Here is an 18,814-nt window from a genome sequence, read left to right as displayed (position 1 = left end):
CCTAGGAGACGGGGTAGGGAATGGGAATCGACTTCTGGACTGACGAGCGCATAGCCACGCTTAAACGGCTATGGGCTGAAGGAGAATCGTCAACAGACATCGCAGCCAAACTGCGATGCACCCGTAACTCCGTACTCGGCAAGCTCTACAGGCTCCGCGAGCCCCAGCCCATGGTCAAGAAGCGGGGCGGCCCACGCAATCGCGTCTATACCCGCCAGCCGGCCGAGATCACCAGGGCCAACGCGAGGCTCCGGCAGGATCGCTATCGGGCCAAGCGCAAACAGTCGCTCAGCACCAAGCGCGGCGTCCGAGCAATGTTCCTCGCCAGCGGCGCCAGCCGAACGTCTGCCGAATACCGCAAGCATCTTCCCCTTATGCCTGAGATGACCAAGGGCGAGTTGCGGGCGATGTTGGCTCAGGCAGTGCAGAACACGGCGAGGCTGTCATGAAGGGATACAAACTCGTTCGTTCCGTCATGGCCGAGCACAGGCTTGGCGAAGAAGACTTCTTCAAGTCGAAGCGGCAAGAGCATCTGTCCGCCAGGATCGATGCCATCAAGCGCCTGAAGGCCGCGGGCCTAAATCATTGTGAAATCGCGCTCGTGATGCGTCGAGATCGCAGCACCGTGCGGTACTGGCTTAAGCCGGATATGCGAGCGCGGAAGATTTACCGGGTTGCGACCTCGCGCAGGCGATCGACTTCACCCGAAGCGCCGCTTGCGGTCCCCCCGTTTGTCCAACAGGGTATTTCGCCATGACCCTTTACCAGACCATCACCCGACTAAAGCGGTTACCTCGTCATCACCGGATAGCACATTTGCGATCGATCATCCTTGATCTTCCAGTGCGTTCCATCCGCCGGCAAGAACTTGAGCATTTGTTGCGGGATGAAATGACGGCGCAGCTCCGGAAGGAGAATAGGGCGGCATGAGCACCGTTCTTCGCCTTCCATTCCCGCCCTCGACGAATAACCTCTTCATCAACGTGAAGAAGGGCCGGATTCGCTCGCAGCGATATGATTACTGGCTGATGGAAGCTAGGGTGGATCTGTTGCGCCAGCGGCCGGCTAAGGTGGGCGGGCCGGTCAATCTCACCCTTGAGTTCAAGGAGCCTGACAAGCGGCTGCGCGACCTCGACAACCTCGCCAAGGCCCCTTTGGATTTCCTTGTATCCCATGGACTGATCGAGGCCGACAACAACTCAGTAGTCCGTAAGATCAATCTGGCTTGGTCCGATGAAGTAGAGGGCTGCCGGATTACGATTGAACCTTTGTTCTCAGTTGCGTCTGCGTCAGCATCACAGGCATCACCAGACGGGCAGGACCATGAACAAGCGGCATTACATATACGTCATCGGGCGTGAAGAGGGGCCGGTAAAGGTCGGCATTACGTCCTCGCCGGGGGGCAGGCTATCGACCATCCAAACCGGGTGCCCATTCCGGGTCGAAATCCTGCATCTGCGGGAGTGCCGCGATCGCAACGATGCCCTCCGTCATGAGCAGATATTCCATGATGTCCACAGCGGCACGAGATTGGCCGGCGAGTGGTTCGACATGGAGGCCGATCTAGCGATCGAGAGCGTGGACTGTGATTTCGAGTTTCAGGAGTATTTCGAGAATGAAGCGCGGCTCGAAAGGATGGCTGCCGAACTGAATATCTGGCCTTGGGCGGGGGAAGTCTTTGAGCATCACGCCTAAGAACTGGGGGGAATTCCAGCACTACAAGGACCGCTCGCCAGCCTGGATCAAGTTGCATCGCGGCCTGCTGGATAACTTCGACTACCACCGCTTGCCGGTCGCTAGCAGAGCGCTAGCGCCGATGTTGTGGCTGCTAGCGAGTGAGTACGAGGATGGTGTCATCACCGCCTCGATGGAGGAAATGGCGTTTCGGTTCCGGGTTTCGCCGGCTGAGCTGCGGAGCGCCATAAAGCCTTTGATTGATTCAGGTTTCTTCCTTGATAGCGAAGCGCTAGCAGACTGCAAGCGCGATGCTAGCCTAGAGAAAGAGGGAGAGAAGAGGAGAGAAGAGAGAGACGCGCGCGCGGACGATTGGCCTTCTGACTTCAGGGAAAAGTTTTGGGCTGAGTATCCCCACAGGGTCGGGAAGTCGGCTGCGATCCAGAAGCTGGAAGCCGTCCGCAAGCGCGGCGTTGAGTGGGCGCTCGTCATGGGCGGGCTGCGAACCTACGTGCGGACCAAACCGAAAGACCGGCAATGGTGTAATCCGGCAACCTGGCTGCACCAGGATCGCTGGTTGGATCAGCCGGCGGATGCCAGCCCGGCCTTCGTGCCGTCCGAGCGGCAAACGCCGGAGCAGGCTGTTGCGCAGTTTGCCAAGCTGGGAAGTTGGTCGCGGCATTCGCCATTCACCGATGTTTCCCAAGTGCCAGTTGAGTTGCTTACCAAGCACGGCCTTTTGCCTGACGGGCGAAAGATAGCATCACAGGGGCACTGAAATGAACGCACAAATCCGCCGCCGACGTGGCAAGCCCTTCAACCCCGCCCACGACCGCAGGGCCACTGAGTTCAATCGTGGAATAGGAAAGCATGTCCAGCCTATTGAAGTAGACGATCCAATGGAGCTTGGGGGGAGATTGATTGTCATGCGGTCAACACGAGATGACCCGTTGGGGGATTTTCATTCGAGGAAGCATATCGACGAGGCGCAGTACGAAGGGGGCAGGGCCTTTCAGAAGGATTTCGAGATTGCCGAGCGCGGGCCGCGTGCGATCGATCCTTCCAAAGAGGCGGTTGATGGCGGACGGATTCCAGAACCCATCACAGAGCGCCAGCGGCGGGCAACCAAGCGTTTGGCGCGGGCACATTGGGAATTAGGCGTGGACGGCTCTGCGCTCATGAGCGACTTCCTAATCAGCGGCAGGACGATGGCGCAGATTGCCGAGCGCCGCGGGCTGAAGGGGCGAGCTTGGGACGAGTATTTCGGCAAGCGCGTGCGGGAATGTTTGCATTGTCTTGCGCGGGTGTATGGGTTTGCAACTGAGAAAACCGGGAAGCAGAGAATTCAAGTTATGCCTGAAAACATTGGCTAACTTGCATTTTCTTGTATCAGATTTTTACGAAATGTGCTAGGAAAAACAGAGGAGAATGCGATGACTAGATGCGAAAATTGCGGTCACGATTTCTATGCTTTTCTCCGCAAGCGCTGCCCTCGATGTGGCGCGGGGATTGGGGCGGCGCCCGCCGCGTCGCCTGTAAACTCTGCATTGAGCGCGAGGGATGATGATGGCTTCGATCACACCGGGTTTGCAATCGGCATGATGACCGGCATTCCCCTGAGCCCATCGCGCGGGGTTAGCATCGGAGCGGCGCTGGGGGCTGCGCTGCACACTGACCCGGCGCGTTCACATCATGTGCCCGACCCCGCGCCATCTCCGTCGTATGACCCGCCAGCGCCGTCCAGCAGCCACGACAGCGGCTCTTCATGGTCGTCGTCAAGCTATGACAGTGGTAGCAGCAGTAGCTACGACAGCGGAAGCAGCAGTTCGTCCAGCTTTGATTCCGGCGGCGGTAGTTTTTAGAGTTGAGCACCATACACCTCTGTATGTTTCGCTTGACACCGGGGGTAACAGGCCTTACAGAGGTCATTGTCGCAAGTGATTTGCCTGCGACACTTCCGAGCCCGCCCGAGAAATCGCGGCGGGTTTCGTGTTTTTCAGAGTTCGGGCGGACATTGGCAACCAACGCGCTTCCCCAAAACCCCTGCCGGCCCTAGGTGCCGAGAGCGCTGTATATGCTGATGATCCGCCCGGAACAGGTTGTCGGAACGCCTCTCACGGCTCATGACCGCGATGCTACCGGCTTATGACTGGGTATCCCGTGTAGGGCTATGTCCAGTCGCCCCCGCGAACAAAACCGAGACCGCTTGGGTTGATCGCCAAGAAGGACGGGACAACGGCGCGGGATACTGTTTCACCGAGCCACCGAGCCACCGTGGCTCCGCAATACCTATCGGTAAAGGATGGGGACCACTACCAGCGGAATGCTCGGAGGCATGGCCACTGGTGATCAGACAGAGGAGTTTGACGCGCCATGAGTGAGATCAACTCCTTTCGCGGGCTGGCTCAAGCGGTGAGGTCGGCGTATGTCGGGAAGGTGCAGCCCGATCCGAAATATGATTTCGTTCCGCCGCTGCCGAGCGATGGCCCGTGCGGAACAAAGCTTGGCTCTCAGTGTGGAGAGTGCGGCGCGAAATTCGATTACGGCAAGGCCTACGGCTTTGTCTGCGGCAATCAGCGCTGTCCCGTTCAAATGAAGCCGACGTGTTGAGGCATGGACTACCTATACGTTGCCATCATCTGCGCGCTTATCCTTGCCCTCGGCGAGGGGATTCGCTGGTTCTGTGAGCGGCAGACCTATCGCCTTAGCGCCAGCATTCTGTTTTTGAATCGCGAGATCGAGCGGTACCAAGACGATGGTGAGGCATCGGAATTGCGGGGTGACCGATGACTCTCAACGCGAATTCTCTGGTGCGGTGAAACATGGGCGAACTACTTCAACTCCGTGATTATCAATCCAAAGCAGCATCAGAGAGAGCCCGACAAGCTCTTGAAGAGCAGAACAAGATCAACGAGACAATCGGGCAAGCCTTTCACAACATTCCTGTATTTGGATATCACGACGGCATTGATGGGTTGCCGTACACTGCACCAGACAAAGACCCGGCTTAGTGCTTTCCTCCAACTTCTTCGTCGAGTTCAACCGCTCGCTTGCTGAAGCCGTAATCGACATCAACGAGATCAACCGCATGGGCATCTTCGATCTGCGTAAAAGGCTGGCTGACATCCCCGGCGGGTCATCTCTGACCATGGGGTATGGCGCTGGCGGCAGAAGCCAAATCTTCAACATCGGCGATCGATCAGTAGAGGTTGGCCCGACCGCAGGAGAGGCTGAAATCCGCGCTGCGCTGGCGAGCCCGTTTCTCGAGACTAAAAAAAAAGAACAGAGCCAATGAGCATATCCGGATATCAGCCCGGCGCCATCCGAGAGCGGCTACAGGCCATCAAGGAGCGTGGCCGTCAAAGGCGAGATGAAGCTATTTCAAAGCTCAAGGACGCCGGCAAGAAGCACGAGGAAGTGAGCGCAGAGATCGAGCGGGTGGCCGGGCAGCTTGAGAAGGAAGCGGACGATGCTCTCCAGGAATTTGCCGAGTTCAGCAACGGCGGGCCGGCGTAACGAGCCATGGCTGAGCGTGGTCGAACTGCCGGTTTCCGCATGTCGGACGAGCACCGGGTTAAAATCCAAAACTCCAACATTCTCAGCGCCCTTATCGCTCACGCTTGTGGCGAAAGAGAGATGAGCGCCACCCAAGTATCTGCCGGGCTTGGCCTTTTGAAAAAGGTCATGCCGGACCTCGCGGCAACCCAGATCAGCGGCGACGACGAAAACCCGCTAAACGTCATTCACAAAATCGCCCGTGTCATCACGAACCCTGGAAATCCCGACAGCTAAGGTCTTCGAGCCGCTATTGCACCCCGCCCGTTACAAGGGGGCGCACGGCGGACGCGGCTCTGGGAAATCTCACTTCTTCGCTGGTCTAAGTGTTGAAGACGGCCTGAGAATGCCGGGTGAGTGCGGGGAAGGCCTCCGCATGGTCTGTATCCGCGAGGTGATGAAAGACCTCAAGGACTCGGCCAAGCTCCTGATTGAGGACAAGCTACAGCAATTCGGCCTTGGCGAGGCTGACGGTTTCAGGGTCTTCAAGGACGTAATCCAGACCCCTAAGGATGGCGTTATCATCTTCCGGGGCATGCAGGACTACACGGCGGAATCGATCAAGTCGCTGGAAGGTTTCCATCGATCCTGGATTGAGGAAGCCCAGACGCTGACGGCGCGAAGCCTGATGATGTTGCGCCCGACCATCCGCAAGGAAGGATCGGAGATCTGGGCCAGTTGGAACCCGCGGCGCAAGTCCGACGCGATCGACGACTTCCTGAGGGCCAACAAGCCGGGCAATGCTCAGGTTGTCCAAGCCAATTGGAAAGACAATCCGTGGTTTCCGAGCGTTCTTGATGAGGAGCGCAAGCATGATCTGGCGGCATATCCAGAGCGCTACGATCATGTGTGGGAGGGCGGCTATGCGACAGCCTTCGAGGGCGCATACTTCGCCAAACTGCTTGCTGAAGCCAAGGCAAAAGGAAGGATAGGGCGTGTCGAGGCCGATCCTCTACTGCCTTTGCGGGCTTTCATTGATATCGGCGGCTCTGGCGCTAACGCTGACGCTTTCACCATCTGGATTGTCCAGTGGGTCGGACAGGAAATTCGAGTCCTCGACTACTACGAGTCTGTCGGACAGGTTTTGGCCTATCACGTCGCTTGGTTGCGTGAACGAGGATATCAAAAAGCCATTCTGTATCTACCGCACGATGGCGTTAACGAGAATAACGTCACCGGCAAGCGTTACGAGGACCACTTACGCGAAGCCGGTTTCACCGTTGAACCGCCCGTTAAGAACCAGGGCCGTGGCGCCGCGGCAATGCGCATTGAAGCCGTGCGCAGGCTCGGCCCCAAGATGTGGTTCAACGAGGCAACCACTGAAGCTGGTCGTGACGCACTAGGCTTCTATCACGAGAAGAAAGACGAGCAGCGGAATGTCGGACTTGGGCCTGAGCATGACTGGTCGAGCCATGCGGCGGATGCGTTCGGTCTGATGGCAATTTGCTATCAGGAGCCCAGCGCCAGTGCGGCGTTTAACCGAACGATCCAATACGCCAACGCGGGCTGGCGCTGATGGCTAAAATGCCGCTGTCCGACCTCAAGGCCATGCTCGGCGCCCAAAAGGCGGATGCGCTTGCTGCCATGTCTGCTGCCCAGCTCGCAGAAGAGCGGGCCGATGCGATGGATTATTACCTCGGCGACATGCGCAAGGACATGCCGGCGCAAGAGGGGCGGTCCCGGACGGTATCAACGGACGTCGCCGATACCGTTGAAGGCCTGATGCCGAACCTGATGGATATTTTTGCAGGCTCGGACGAGGTTGTCAGGTTTGAGCCGGTTGGTCCCGAGGACGAGGAGGCGGCGCAGCAGGAAACCGACTACGTGAACCATGTGTTCATGCAGAACAACCCGGGCTTTATGGTGCTGTATTCCTTCATCAAGGATGCCTTGTTGTCCAAGGTTGGCATTGTCAAAATTTGGTGGGAAGAGCGCGAGGAAGAGCAGCGCGAGACCTATCGAGACCTGACGGAAGAGCAGTATTTGACCTTGGCGCAGACGGTCGCAGACTCTAACGGAGCGCTGGAGATCGTGGAGCATACGGCCAAGCCGATGACTGAGGCGGCTTACTGATGGACGCTTTAGCGCCCGCCGCACAAGTCGCGCCCATGCTGCACGACGTCACGGTCGTCACGACCAAGAAATATTCGTGCGCTAAGGTTATGGGCGTGCCCCCCGAGGAGTTCGGGATCGAGCGCGGCGCCAGGAACGTCAAGGACTCGAATTACTGCTTCCACGAGGTTGTCACCAAGACCGAAGCGCAATTGATCGCGGAAGGGTTTGACGAGGCCCAGATTCGTGGCTTGCAGGCCTATGTCGGCAACAACGACATCGAGACCACGGCACGCGACACGGCGCAGGAGAATCTAGGGGCAGGTAGCTCCACCGCCAACCCATCCGCCCGCTTCGTCAAGATCACCGAGCACTATGTTCGGATGGATTACGAGGGCAACGGCAAGCCCGGACTGTACCAGGTCATTACCGGGGGCGAGCAGGGCGAAATACTCCGCAAGGACGGCAAGGAGTGCGTAACTCAGTACGACGCCGTTCCGTTCGCGGCGACAACGCCGGTCCCGATGACGCATCGGTTCTTTGGCCGGTCGATTGCCGATCTTGTAATGCCCCTGCAAAGGGAAAAGACGGCGCTCAAGCGCGCGGCGCTGGATAACCTGTATCTGCACAACAATCCGAGGGTCGAGGTTGCAGAGGCCAACGCTGGTCCTAATACTCTTGATGACCTCCTGGTTTCTCGGCCCGGCGGCGTTGTGCGTACTAAGACTGCTGGCGGGCTGAATTGGCAGGTCGTGCCCGACATCACGTCATCGATCTATCCGATGATGCAGTACCTGGATGCCGAGCTGGAAACCCGCACGGGCCTTTCCAAGCAGACACAGGGCATCGACGCGGACGCCTTGCAGAACCAGAGCGCGACGGCGGTTGCGCAGGTGTTCAGTGCATCTCAAATGCGGGTGAAGCTGATTGCGCGCATTATGGCTGAGGGCGTGCGGGATATCTTCTCGCTGCTGCACGGCACGATTCGCAAGCACGGCCAGCAAGCGCAGACCGTTCGGCTCCGCAATACATGGGTCAACGTCGATCCGCGGAACTGGAAAACGCGCGACGACATGACCATCAATGTCGGCCTTGGGACTGGCGGCAAAGCGCAGCAGTTTGCCCAGCAGATGGCGCTGGCCAATGTGCAGAAGGAGATCGTGGCCGCCGGCAAGACCAACCTGGTTGGGGATCGTGAGCTTTACAACACGGCCGCCGAATTGACCAAGATCATGGGTCACAAGAACCCGGATAAGTTCTTCAAGGACCCGGATGCGAAAGACCCGCAAACAGGTCAGTTGCTCAATCCGCCGCCGCCGCCGCCAGTTCCAGAGGCTGTGCAGGTCGCACAAATGAAGGCGCAGACCGACCAGCAGAACATGGCGGTTCAGGCTCAGCTTGATGAGCGGGCGGATCAGCGCAAGGCCCAGATTGAGGCGACGCAGGCCGAGGCCGACATTGCGACGCAGAACCGCAAGACCGAAGCCGAGATGATTCAATCTCAGCAGGAGTTCCAGCTTAAGAAGGAGCTTGCGCTGCTTGAGTTCGAGTTGCAGCGCCAGCTTGAGACCGAGAAGCTGAACATGCAGCGCGAGATGCACCAGCAGCAGATGGCGCAGAACGCAGAGCAGCACCGCCAGCAGATGGAGGCGGGCGTATTCAAGACCGTGCAGGGCCAAGAAGCGCATAACCAGAAGATGGAATTGGCAGACAAGGCAGCCAAGGCCAAGCCGAAAGGCGACAAGTGAGCGAAGAAGCCCTCTCCAAGGCACAGGCGAAGGCCACCAGAGCGCAGCGCCTGCTTGATGATGAATTGCTGGTCGAAGCCTTCAAGGGGCTGGAAACGTCCTATACGAGCGCATGGCGCAATACCACGATTGACGATGTATCGGGCCGGGAAAAGCTATTCCTCGCCATCAACATCGTCGGCAAGGTCCGCGATCACCTCAACAAGGTGGTGAGCGACGGAAAGCTGGCAGCGGCTGAATTGAAGGCCCTTGCCGAAACCGCAGAGCGCAAACGCCTGTTCGGGCGGCGCTAACACAAGGAAAATCGATGTCTGACGTAGCCGGCGCTCCCGTCGCGGAAGCGGCGCCCGCCCCCATTGCTGTCATCACTCCCGCCGCCGATACCGGCGCAGACCTTTCCATTTCACAGGCCGCGCGAGCCCTCGCAACGGCCCGGCACAAGCCGAAAGAACCCGCTCCCGTCGAGCCCAAGGCTCCGGTTGAGCAACCCGAATTGGCGCAAGCCAACAGCGACCCGGCAACGGACCCCGCTGAAGTAACCAAGGCGAACGAACCGGCAGAACTGCCGCCCATCGAGCCGCCGAGGTCTTGGACGCAGGCAGAAAAGGAACGTTTCCAGTCCTTGCCTCGCGAGACGCAGGAATACCTGCACACTCGCGAACAGGAGAGGGAGCGTGAGTTTCGCCGAGGTCAGAACGAAGTCGCTGAACAGCGCAAGGCCGTCGAGGCCGAACGCCAGAAAGCGGATGAAGCAAGGCAACAGTACGAGGCCAAGCTCCCGGCCTTGATGCAGGCGCTGCATGACGCCAGCCCGTTCGCCGACATCAAGTCAATGGCAGACGTGGAAAGGATGCAGGCGGAAGACCCGTTCCGCTTCCAGCAGTTCCAGGTTTACCAGTGGAAGATGCAGGGCGTGCAGGCCGAGCTGCAGCAGGCCGAGCAGCGCAAGACGACCGAAGCGCAGACCAAATGGAACGATCACGTCCAGGCGGAAAACGCTAAGGCGGCCGAGCTGATCCCCGAACTTGCAGACGAGGAGAAGGGCGCCAAGCTACGTAACCGCGTTGTAAAGGAAGTTCTCCACGATCTTGGTTTCAAGGAAAGCGAACTCGCAGAGCTGGCTAGTGGGAAGGAGCGTCTTTCCATCTATGACCATCGCATTCAGCGACTCCTCGCCGACTCTTTGAAGCTGCGGGACATCCAGAACGCGCCCAAGGCCGTCGTCAAGCCGAACCTTCCTCCCGTTCAGCAGCCCGGAACTGCGCGGCCAGCAGGCCATGCCGCTTCCGAGCAAATCCAAGCCCTCACCCGAAAACTTGAACAGTCCGGATCGCTCAAGGACGCGCAAGCCCTACGTGCTGCGCAGATGCGCCGGAAATAGGAGACTACAATGGCTGTTGATGCAGATACCTTCCTCACCTACGACGCGATCGGCAATCGCGAAGACCTGTCGGATATGATCTATCGGATCGATCCGACCGATACCCCGTTCATGACCGGCGCCGAGCGCGAGAAGGCCTCCGCCGTCAATCATGAATGGCAGACCCAGGCACTCGCTGCCGCTTCCAGCTCCAATGCGGTTCTGGAAGGCGACGACGCCACGACCGATGCCGCAACCCCGACCGTTCGTCTTGGCAATATCTGCCAGATTTCGGACAAGGTTGCCCGCGTTTCCGGCACCCAGCAGGCAGTCGAGCATGCCGGCCGCGACAACGAACTGGCCTATCAGGAGATGTTGAAGGGCCTCGAACTGAAGCGCGACATGGAGACCATCCTTGTCGGCACCAACCAGGCCAAGAACGTCGGCGCCGAAGGCACCGCGCGCAAGGTGGCTTCGGTTCTGTCTTGGATCAAGACCAACACGTCGAAGGGTGTGGCCGGCGGCGCCGCTGATCCTTCCGCGGCTGACGGCACCGGCACTCGAACGGACGGTACGCAGCTTGCGTTCACCGAGGCGCGGCTGAAGACCGTCCTTTCGTCCATCTGGACCAATGGCGGCAAGCCGGACACCATCTTTACCGGGGCCTTCAACAAGCAGGTGTTCTCGACCTTCACCGGCCGCAGCACCCCGATGGAAGAGGCGAAGTCGAAGAAGATCGTAGCCTCTGTCGATGCCTACGAGTCGGACTTCGGCAAACTGAAGGTGGTTCCGAACCGCTTCCAGCGCTCCCGTGACGTGCTCGTTCTTGAGATGGAAAAGTGGGCCATTGCCTATCTGAACGGCCGCAAGATGGTTTCCATCCCGCTGGCTCGGACGGGCGACTCGGAGCGTCGTCAGGTTCTGTCGGAGTACACCCTCGTTGCGCGCAACGAGAAGGCCTCCGGTGGCGTGTTCGACAACACCACCTCGTAAGCCTCTCAACATCAACCTTATGGCCGCTCCTCACGGGGCGGCCTTTTCTTTGGAGGCTTAAATGGCACTTCCTGTCAATCGCCCGCTCAATATCGTTCGGGTGTTTTCCTACAATGCCGATATCTCGACCGCTGGCAGCTCATTCTCGACGATGCCTGTCCGCGGCAAGATCGTTCTCCTCGGCTGCGTCATTCACGCCGCCGTCACCACCGCGCCAAACGTCCTGACGGCCAAGATTGGCGTGTCAGGCTCGGCGGGAACGGCGATCACCATCCCGACATGGACTCAGAGCCATACCAGCTCCGCAGCCGGAGTGGTTTCAGAGGTTGTGCCGAGCGGAGCCAACTTGGGCGATGCCGGCAACAACATCGAGTTCATTTCCGATGGTGCCGGATCAGGCACGGTACCTGCGACCTATTACGCCGACATCCTGGTGAGCTAAGATGCAGCAGTCTGCCCGCAACAGCACCACGCAGGTAATCGCCTACGATGCCTCGACGGCGATCACCAATGCGTTTGGTGCCCAGACCTATCAGCTCCGATTGGTTGCCAACTCTGCCTGTCACTTCAAGATCGGCGACGGCGCGCAGACTGCAACTGTTTCGGACCCGTTCTTGCCAGCTAACTGGATCGAGTATGTGACGGTTACGCCGGGCCAACGCATCTCCGCCATCAAGGCGGCGACCGGCGGCCTCGTGACGGCAACGGCCGGAACGCTCTGGGTGACGGAACTTGCCTGATGGACGTTCGCTTTCATCTCGACAGCAACGGCCAAGACCTCACAGTCCAGCACGTTCAGGACGTGGAGCCCATCCTTGAATGGAATAGGGCTGCACGCACTGAGCAGCAGCGCAGCGATTGGGGGCGCCACGTCGCGCGCATCCCGAACGTGATCTATGTCAGGTGGCTTGATGAAGAACACCGCAAGGGCAACACGTCCTTGCGGATGTTCACCCCCGAGTTTGACGCGATCGTTCAGAGGAAGCTTGAAGACCCGGAATGGGCATATCTTCGCGTTGACAAGCCCGCATTGCAAGTAGGTTGGTCGTGGCAACGATAACCAATTACACGACTCTGCAAACGGCGGCGACTGAATACCTGGGCCGAGATCAGGACACGACGCTGATTGCGCGTATCCCGAGCTTTATCCAGCTCTGCGAAGCCAAGCTGAACCGGACGCTGTTTGTCCGGCAGATGGAGCAGCGATCAGTCACGACGCTCGATACCGGGACAACCGATCCGGAATTTGTATCCCTGCCGAGTGACTTCCAGTCGATGCGGCGCATCCGGCTCTCCAGCGTCTCCGGCAAGCCGTGTCTTGAGTTTCGCTCCGGCACTCAAATGGACGAGATCAGGTACAGCGCTGCGAATGTATCTGGGCGGCCTCAGTTCTTCACCATCATGGGCGACGAGATCGAACTGCTCCCGACGCCAGATCAGAACTACGACGTAGAGATGGTCTATCGGAAGAACATCCCCGCACTGTCCTCCAATACCACGAACTGGCTGCTTGATCTGGCGCCCGATGCGTATCTCTACGGGACTTTGCTGGAGGCTACGCCTTACCTTAAGAACGATGAGCGCATTCAGGTCTGGGCTGCGGGCTTCTCGAACGCGATCGATGCGCTGAACAATCTTGGTATGACCTCCACGTTCAACGCTGGTCCGCTCACTATGCGGGTTTCGGGGGTCGCTCCGTGACGACTTGGACAACTAGCATGTCCAAGGCTCAGGTTGAAAGATGGTCGAACGAGGACGCCGGCCTGCACGTCTTCAGCACCCTTGTTTTCTCCCATGCTTTTCACAACGGCAAACGCGTCTTCGCGCTCGGCAACCCAGCCGGGGGCGTCGAGGTTTGGGACGCCAGCACTCAGCAATCAACGACGTGGATGCCGCAATAAATGGGCAAGATCAGGCATCGCGATCAGACTGGCGCACCTCCTGACGATACCGCGCTGATCGACGGCCCGAAGTGGGACGCTGACCACGACCAGGATGGGCCCTGGACGCCCTCACAGGGCGGCACCGGCGTTGCCAACGACGACGCCAGCACGATCACGATTAGCGGCGCGTATGCGATAACGCTTAACGTCAGCGCCGAAACCAATCTCACGCTGCCGACCACCGGCACGCTGGCAACGCTCGATCTTACGTTCTGGCGGACGATCAACCCGACCGGCGCAGACGGCGACAACATCTTTGCCGGCGAGGATGCGGGCAACGACACGCTTTCGCCTGGTGGTGGTGCGTCAACTCTCGCCTCCGAAAATCTGGGCATCGGCATAAATGCCCTGCACAACCTCACGACCGGCTATCGCAACGTCGCCATTGGCAATCAAACCTTGCCGGCGGTTACGGAAGGATATTCCAACGTCGCCATCGGCTACGGCGCCATGCCGTCGCTCTCGACGGGCAACAGCAACGTTGCTATCGGCGACAACTCGATGGGCTTTGGATCAACGGCGACCGCAAACACGGCCGTTGGTCTCAGCACCCTCTACAAGATCACGACCGGCGGGCATAACACTGCGCTCGGCTTGCAAGCCGGCTACAACGTCACCACGGGCAGCAACAATACCTTTGTTGGGCGCGACTCCGGTTATTCGAACACGGATGGCGAATCCAACACCAGCGTTGGTGTCGATTCCAATCCGGGCAATTCGACGGGTGACGAGAACGTTGCGGTTGGGCGAAACTCGCTCTATGGCGACGATCACACGGACGCCTCAACCAACCAGAACCTGACGGGCTCGCAAAACGTCGCGGTTGGGTTCGGCGCCAGCTTCACGGGCGGCATTCAGAACCTCAACAACTGCATCATGATTGGCCATCGCGCCAAGGCGACGGCAAGCAATCAGGTGGTGTTGGGCAATTCCAACCATACCACCACCTTCCTTTTTGGAACGGTGCGGGCGCCAAAGGTCTATCTCAGCGGAACGGCCGGCGAGGGCTATCTTGAGATGCCCGCGCAGTCGGGCTCTCCCGGCGCGCCCGCATCTGGCAACCGATATTACACGGACGCATCCGAGCGCCCTTCTTGGCTGAAGACGACGGGCATCAGTTTCAAGATCGATCCGGTGTTGCTGACGACCTCGCGGATTCTGACGCTGCCGGACGCCAGCGGGACGCTGGTCACGCTGGACGCAACGCAGGAACTCGACAACAAGACGCTGGATGCGTCAGTCGCTAAGGGCACATGGACAGCCTCAGGCGCATGGACGATTCCCGCCGTTACGCTTGGCGGCACCGTTTCCGGTGGCGGCAACCAGATCAATAACGTCATTATCGGCAGCTCGACGCCGCTGGCGGGCACCTTTACCACTCTCACAGCAGGCGGTGGCGGGCAAACTGCAACGATTGGGCCGGGCGGCACTGGCGCCCTTAACGCCTTCCTTGCCTTAAATGGTGCGAACGCGACTGCGCAGGGCGCCTTTGTCTCTTGGCGCAAAAACGCGACTGCGGGGACGATTTGGTTTCTGGGTCATGTATCCGCGATTGAGGCAACCGGCACCAGCAGTGACCTTGAATACTTCAATGCCAATACGTCAGCGCGAACCATGCGGCTATCGATTGCCGACGATAGCGTGTCGTTTGCATCAACGGTTGACGCCAATATTGGCACCGGAGCGGGCGCAATCAACACGCTTGGCGGCATCTACGCCGCAAAGGCGATCGCTTCCGGCACGTCCGTTACGGCGACCACCTTTCTGAAGGCCGGCTCCTTCACTGTTGCGGGCCTGCCGGCCGGCACTGCTGGCTCAGCGGTGTGGTGCTCGAACTGCCGCGTATTCAACGGCGCTGGCACACAAGAAGGCGTAGGCGCGGGCACTGGCGGCCTTGTCACATACAACGGCTCGGCGTGGAAGATCGCCGGCACCAACGTTACCGCTATCGCTTAAGGGAAAAGGAACACAATGCCCATCGAACAGCACGAAGGCGTGTTTTATGAATTGCTGATCCGCGGCAACTGGAATCCGCAGGACGGCGCACTAGGCACAATCAAGACATACCAACTCCAGACCGGCACGGCGCTGGTCAACACCGACAAAAACGAGTTGGCCGCGCCCTTCGCGCCAGACAAGGCCAAAGACCTGACGGCAGAGGAGGCCCAAGCCTATCTTGGCGAGAAGTTCGCCGTCTTTCTGGCTCAGCTTTCTGAGGAGCGGGCGCAGGCGGCGACCGAGAAGCAAAAGCTTGTTGCCGACTTCGAGACGGTCAAAGCCGGCCTAGTGGCGGAGAAGGACGCTCTAAAGGCGAGCGTCGAGGCGGCGGCAATCGAAAACGAAAAACTCCGTGACAGGCTGTCCGCCTTTGCTGAGGCCATCATGGCAGCGTGCGCAAGGGCGTCGGCCTAACACATGCCGCTTCTGCAAATCGGAGAGTACCGGCCTGACGTTGCCGACTACGAAGCGCAGGCAACGAAGAGCATCCTGAACGTTATTCCGAGGGGTGATGGCTATGGCCCGTTTCCTGCCGCTCAAGAATTCTCGCAAGCGATAGCCGCGCCCTGCCGTGGGGCGTTCTATGCTCTTAACGACGATGGATCAGTCACGACATTCGCCGGTACGTCGAACCGTCTCTACAAGATGAGCAACACCAACCTCTCATGGGGCGATGTTTCCAAGGGAGGAGTGGCCTACACCGATCTTTCGTCCGATGCTCAATGGCAGTTCGCCCAAACGGGAAGTTTGGTCTGGGCCACACAGAGGAATGCGCCGCTCCAGGTTTTTGACCTTGCGTCGCCCTCGACGTTCGTTGATGCGCTCGGATCGCCGCCGCAGGCCTCTTATATCAGTGTTGTGGGCCGCTTCCTCGTTCTGTCTGGTCTGGATTCGGCGCCCTTTCGTATCCAATGGTCGGGGCTGAACAACTTCAACGCCGCCGATAGCTGGACGAGCGGGGTAGGAGGGTCTGACTTTCAGGACTTCCCGGATGGTGGCATTGTCCGCGGTGTCGCTGGCGGTGAGTACGGGATTATCTTTCAAGATCAGGCCATCCGGCGCATGTCTTACGTGCCGGGCTCGCCGATCATCTTTCAGATCGATCGCATCGCGCAAGACAAGGGCCTCTATGCGCCTTACTCGATTGTAAGAGCAGGCGAGAATATCCTGTTCTATTCCTCGCAGGGTTTCCAGAAGATCGCGCCGGGCGGGTATCCGGAGCCGATAGGGAGAGAAAAAGTAGACCGCACCTTTATTGCCGACCTCGACAAGGGCAGTTTGCAACTGTTCATTGGTGCCTCAGATCCCCGGAGCCCTCGGGTTTATTGGGCTTACAAGTCGGTGAACGGCACAACGGGGCTGTTCGACAAGATTTTGGGCTATGACATCCTGCTGGACAGGTTCTTCCCGTTGTCTGTCTCGGGTGAATATCTGCTTGGCATTTCTCAAACGGGCCTGACGCTGGAATCTCTGGACAGCATTTCGGGCTCGATTGATGCGCTGACGATCAGCCTTGATGCTTATGCTACCGCGGTTCAGCCTGAAATCGCGCAGTTCGACAGCAGTCATAAGCTGAGCTTCTTCCGGGGATCGAATTTAGAGGCAACGCTTGAGACCGGAGAGCAGGGGACGGATGAGCGAACAATCACGGTTCGCGGCTTTCGTCCCGTCACAGACTCGGCATCGGTGTTTGGTCTTGTCTCGCATCGCCTGACGCAAGGGCAGGCATCGAACGATGACGCAGAGGTTTCGATCAGCTCGCGCACAGGCCGCATTGATCCGCAGATCAGGGACACGCGATACGCCCGCATGAGGCTTCGCATCCCCTCCGGTACGACGTGGACATACTTCGCGGGCGTTGTGCCTGACTTCGTGCAGACGGGGCAATTGTGACCGCATACGTCCCGGGCCTAACTGAGAAAGACCTCTACAAGTTCGCGCTCTCGCTCCAGCAACTGGCCTCCGGCCGGTCGAATGCGACGGGAACGTTTACTTGCACGACGAGCGCGGCGACGACGACGGTTACAAACGAGAATTGCGCAGAGGGCTCGCACATCTCGATTACGCCAACGACGGCGAATGCGGGCGCTGAGATGGGAGCGGGAACGATCTACATCTCTGCAACAGCGAACGGGTCGTTCACTGTGACACATGCCAATTCAGCGACAGCCTCGCGGACGTTCTCGTATGCGATCATCGGCTGATCTCGTCTGCGTATACCCGCCGCAAGTTGACGAGTTCTGGCCTCACGCCGAGCCCTTGCTGAAGAAGGCAACCGAGCGGTGCGGTTCATGGTCCATCGGCGAGGTAAAGCGCGAAATCGATAAGGGAGCGCTGCTCTGGATCGTCTGGGATGGGTCGCTGAAGGCCGCCTGCGTCACTCGTTTAGTGCATGACCCGCGCGGCCTGGTTCTCGATGTCGTCGCGTGCGGCGGCGAGGGACAGGACTGGCGCGGACTGTACGAAGAGATTGAGGACTACGGGCGCAATGAAGGTTGCGTCATCTCCCGCATTTCAGGCCGCGAGGGCTGGAAGCGGATTTTCAGGGACTATGACGTTGCGTGGATCACGCTCGAACGAAGACTGGATAGCTAATGGGCGGTACTAGCAAGCAAGAGACGACGCAGCAGAGCCAGACCAATCCATGGGCGCCGGCTCAGCCTCTTTTACAAGGCATCCTCGGCCAGCTTCAGGGCAACCTTTCCAATACCGGCCTGACCTCGAACGAGAACACTGCGCTCAACCAACTGACGCAGAACGCACAGACCGCGGGCCAGTTCGCACCTGCCATCAAGGACTATGCAACTACGCTGCTGGGTGGCGGCGGCGCGCTCAATCAGACCGGCAATATCCAGTCCGGCTATGACCGCTATGTTAGTCAAACCAACCCGCTCGCCTCGAATACGAACTATGATCCGCGCAATACGCCGGGCTTTAGCGACGTTCTCAACACGACCATAAGCGATATCACCAACGCGACGAATGGCCAGTTCGCGGCGGCCGGTAGGGATTTCTCAGGCGCCAACTCTCAGGCGCTCGGCCGCGGCATCATGCAGGGCGTCGCGCCGATCATTCAGGATCAGTATAATCGGAACGTTGCGAACCAGCAGACGGCGGCTGGCAATCTCTACAACGCCGGCAACACGAACGCCGGCCTGCTTGCGGGCCTTCAGCAACAGTACCTTGCGAACCAGGGTGCGGGCGTTGGTGCAGCGAGTGCAGCGAACGACGCGGCAAATGCGGGCGCGAATGCGACCCTTGCAGCAGAGGCGGCGCGGCGCGGCATTCCGGTTCAGAACCTTGGCCTGCTGGCGAACATCGGTATTCCGATTGCTGGATTGGGCGGGCAGTCCTCCGGAACTGGCACGACGACGAACCAGATGTCGGGCGTCCAGCAGTTCATGGGCATTACTGGCGGCTTGAGCAATCTGTTCGGCGGCGGTGGCGGCACGACGGCCGGCAACATCTTCAAGCTTTTCGGCTGAGGTCAT

Annotated in this window: 26 protein-coding genes; all 26 read left to right on the top strand. The window is 59.1% G+C overall.

The window, feature by feature from the left end:
* Nucleotides 1-20: 20 nt before the first annotated feature.
* On the top strand, nucleotides 21-449 hold the full coding sequence (locus JQ628_RS11430; RefSeq protein ID WP_212222639.1) for a GcrA family cell cycle regulator: 429 nt from the start codon (nucleotides 21-23) through the stop codon (nucleotides 447-449).
* Complete coding sequence (locus JQ628_RS11425) at nucleotides 446-757, top strand: hypothetical protein (RefSeq protein WP_212222638.1); 312 nt, start codon at nucleotides 446-448, stop codon at nucleotides 755-757. Before JQ628_RS11430 ends, JQ628_RS11425 begins: the two co-directional genes overlap by 4 nt.
* Before the next feature lie 169 nt (nucleotides 758-926).
* Nucleotides 927-1,361 carry a RusA family crossover junction endodeoxyribonuclease gene (locus JQ628_RS11420; RefSeq protein ID WP_212222637.1) on the top strand — a complete coding sequence of 145 codons (435 nt, stop codon included), beginning with the start codon at nucleotides 927-929 and terminating at the stop codon, nucleotides 1,359-1,361.
* The gene (locus JQ628_RS11415) at nucleotides 1,324-1,695 is read left to right on the top strand and encodes a GIY-YIG nuclease family protein (RefSeq protein WP_212222636.1); all 372 of its coding nucleotides are present in this window, start codon (nucleotides 1,324-1,326) and stop codon (nucleotides 1,693-1,695) included. The genes JQ628_RS11420 and JQ628_RS11415 overlap by 38 nt, the downstream gene beginning before the upstream one ends.
* Nucleotides 1,679-2,452 carry a hypothetical protein gene (locus JQ628_RS11410; RefSeq protein ID WP_212222635.1) on the top strand — a complete coding sequence of 258 codons (774 nt, stop codon included), beginning with the start codon at nucleotides 1,679-1,681 and terminating at the stop codon, nucleotides 2,450-2,452. Before JQ628_RS11415 ends, JQ628_RS11410 begins: the two co-directional genes overlap by 17 nt.
* 1 nt (nucleotide 2,453) lies before the next feature.
* On the top strand, nucleotides 2,454-3,047 hold the full coding sequence (locus JQ628_RS11405; protein WP_212222634.1) for a DUF6456 domain-containing protein: 594 nt from the start codon (nucleotides 2,454-2,456) through the stop codon (nucleotides 3,045-3,047).
* Nucleotides 3,048-4,496: 1,449 nt separating this feature from the next.
* The gene (locus tag JQ628_RS11400; RefSeq protein WP_212222633.1) at nucleotides 4,497-4,685 is read left to right on the top strand and encodes a hypothetical protein; all 189 of its coding nucleotides are present in this window, start codon (nucleotides 4,497-4,499) and stop codon (nucleotides 4,683-4,685) included.
* Nucleotides 4,685-4,969 (top strand): hypothetical protein, encoded by a 285-nt coding sequence (locus JQ628_RS11395; RefSeq protein ID WP_212222632.1) that lies wholly within the window; start codon nucleotides 4,685-4,687, stop codon nucleotides 4,967-4,969. Before JQ628_RS11400 ends, JQ628_RS11395 begins: the two co-directional genes overlap by 1 nt.
* Nucleotides 4,966-5,190 (top strand): hypothetical protein, encoded by a 225-nt coding sequence (locus JQ628_RS11390; protein WP_212222631.1) that lies wholly within the window; start codon nucleotides 4,966-4,968, stop codon nucleotides 5,188-5,190. The genes JQ628_RS11395 and JQ628_RS11390 overlap by 4 nt, the downstream gene beginning before the upstream one ends.
* 6 nt (nucleotides 5,191-5,196) lie before the next feature.
* Nucleotides 5,197-5,466, top strand: a complete 270-nt coding sequence (locus tag JQ628_RS11385; protein ID WP_212222630.1) for a hypothetical protein — start codon at nucleotides 5,197-5,199, stop codon at nucleotides 5,464-5,466.
* Nucleotides 5,432-6,745: a PBSX family phage terminase large subunit gene (locus JQ628_RS11380; protein WP_212222629.1), complete on the top strand. Its 1,314-nt coding sequence runs from the start codon at nucleotides 5,432-5,434 to the stop codon at nucleotides 6,743-6,745. The genes JQ628_RS11385 and JQ628_RS11380 overlap by 35 nt, the downstream gene beginning before the upstream one ends.
* 8 nt (nucleotides 6,746-6,753) lie before the next feature.
* Nucleotides 6,754-7,302, top strand: a complete 549-nt coding sequence (locus JQ628_RS11375; protein ID WP_249127743.1) for a portal protein — start codon at nucleotides 6,754-6,756, stop codon at nucleotides 7,300-7,302.
* Nucleotides 7,303-7,337: 35 nt separating this feature from the next.
* Nucleotides 7,338-9,029 (top strand): portal protein, encoded by a 1,692-nt coding sequence (locus tag JQ628_RS11370; protein WP_249127742.1) that lies wholly within the window; start codon nucleotides 7,338-7,340, stop codon nucleotides 9,027-9,029.
* Nucleotides 9,026-9,322 carry a hypothetical protein gene (locus JQ628_RS11365; protein ID WP_212222627.1) on the top strand — a complete coding sequence of 99 codons (297 nt, stop codon included), beginning with the start codon at nucleotides 9,026-9,028 and terminating at the stop codon, nucleotides 9,320-9,322. The genes JQ628_RS11370 and JQ628_RS11365 overlap by 4 nt, the downstream gene beginning before the upstream one ends.
* Before the next feature lie 14 nt (nucleotides 9,323-9,336).
* Entirely contained in the window at nucleotides 9,337-10,410 is a 1,074-nt protein-coding gene (locus JQ628_RS11360; RefSeq protein WP_212222626.1) for a hypothetical protein, read from the top strand.
* 9 nt (nucleotides 10,411-10,419) lie between these two features.
* Nucleotides 10,420-11,382, top strand: a complete 963-nt coding sequence (locus JQ628_RS11355; protein WP_212222625.1) for a DUF5309 domain-containing protein — start codon at nucleotides 10,420-10,422, stop codon at nucleotides 11,380-11,382.
* A 61-nt stretch (nucleotides 11,383-11,443) separates the two neighbouring features.
* The gene (locus JQ628_RS11350) at nucleotides 11,444-11,824 is read left to right on the top strand and encodes a hypothetical protein (protein WP_212222624.1); all 381 of its coding nucleotides are present in this window, start codon (nucleotides 11,444-11,446) and stop codon (nucleotides 11,822-11,824) included.
* Nucleotide 11,825: 1 nt separating this feature from the next.
* Nucleotides 11,826-12,122: a hypothetical protein gene (locus tag JQ628_RS11345; RefSeq protein WP_212222623.1), complete on the top strand. Its 297-nt coding sequence runs from the start codon at nucleotides 11,826-11,828 to the stop codon at nucleotides 12,120-12,122.
* A complete protein-coding gene (locus JQ628_RS11340; protein WP_212222622.1) occupies nucleotides 12,122-12,442 on the top strand; it encodes a hypothetical protein in 321 nt (106 codons plus the stop codon). Before JQ628_RS11345 ends, JQ628_RS11340 begins: the two co-directional genes overlap by 1 nt.
* A complete protein-coding gene (locus tag JQ628_RS11335) occupies nucleotides 12,430-13,083 on the top strand; it encodes a phage adaptor protein (protein WP_212222621.1) in 654 nt (217 codons plus the stop codon). The genes JQ628_RS11340 and JQ628_RS11335 overlap by 13 nt, the downstream gene beginning before the upstream one ends.
* Before the next feature lie 17 nt (nucleotides 13,084-13,100).
* On the top strand, nucleotides 13,101-13,283 hold the full coding sequence (locus JQ628_RS11330) for a hypothetical protein (protein WP_212222620.1): 183 nt from the start codon (nucleotides 13,101-13,103) through the stop codon (nucleotides 13,281-13,283).
* Nucleotides 13,284-15,281 (top strand): hypothetical protein, encoded by a 1,998-nt coding sequence (locus tag JQ628_RS11325; RefSeq protein ID WP_212222619.1) that lies wholly within the window; start codon nucleotides 13,284-13,286, stop codon nucleotides 15,279-15,281. It abuts the gene before it with no gap.
* A 15-nt stretch (nucleotides 15,282-15,296) separates the two neighbouring features.
* Nucleotides 15,297-15,737 carry a hypothetical protein gene (locus JQ628_RS11320; protein WP_212222618.1) on the top strand — a complete coding sequence of 147 codons (441 nt, stop codon included), beginning with the start codon at nucleotides 15,297-15,299 and terminating at the stop codon, nucleotides 15,735-15,737.
* A gap of 3 nt (nucleotides 15,738-15,740) precedes the next feature.
* Nucleotides 15,741-17,216, top strand: a complete 1,476-nt coding sequence (locus JQ628_RS11315; RefSeq protein ID WP_212222617.1) for a hypothetical protein — start codon at nucleotides 15,741-15,743, stop codon at nucleotides 17,214-17,216.
* A gap of 294 nt (nucleotides 17,217-17,510) precedes the next feature.
* Nucleotides 17,511-17,918 (top strand): hypothetical protein, encoded by a 408-nt coding sequence (locus JQ628_RS11310; RefSeq protein WP_212222616.1) that lies wholly within the window; start codon nucleotides 17,511-17,513, stop codon nucleotides 17,916-17,918.
* Nucleotides 17,918-18,808: a tail fiber domain-containing protein gene (locus tag JQ628_RS11305; protein ID WP_212222615.1), complete on the top strand. Its 891-nt coding sequence runs from the start codon at nucleotides 17,918-17,920 to the stop codon at nucleotides 18,806-18,808. The genes JQ628_RS11310 and JQ628_RS11305 overlap by 1 nt, the downstream gene beginning before the upstream one ends.
* The last annotated feature ends 6 nt before the right edge of the window (nucleotides 18,809-18,814 follow it).

Source organism: Bradyrhizobium lablabi (assembly GCF_018129385.1).
Taxonomy (GTDB): domain Bacteria; phylum Pseudomonadota; class Alphaproteobacteria; order Rhizobiales; family Xanthobacteraceae; genus Bradyrhizobium; species Bradyrhizobium lablabi_C.
Note: the sequence above shows the minus strand (reverse complement) of the source record. Positions and strands in the feature narration are given on the sequence as shown.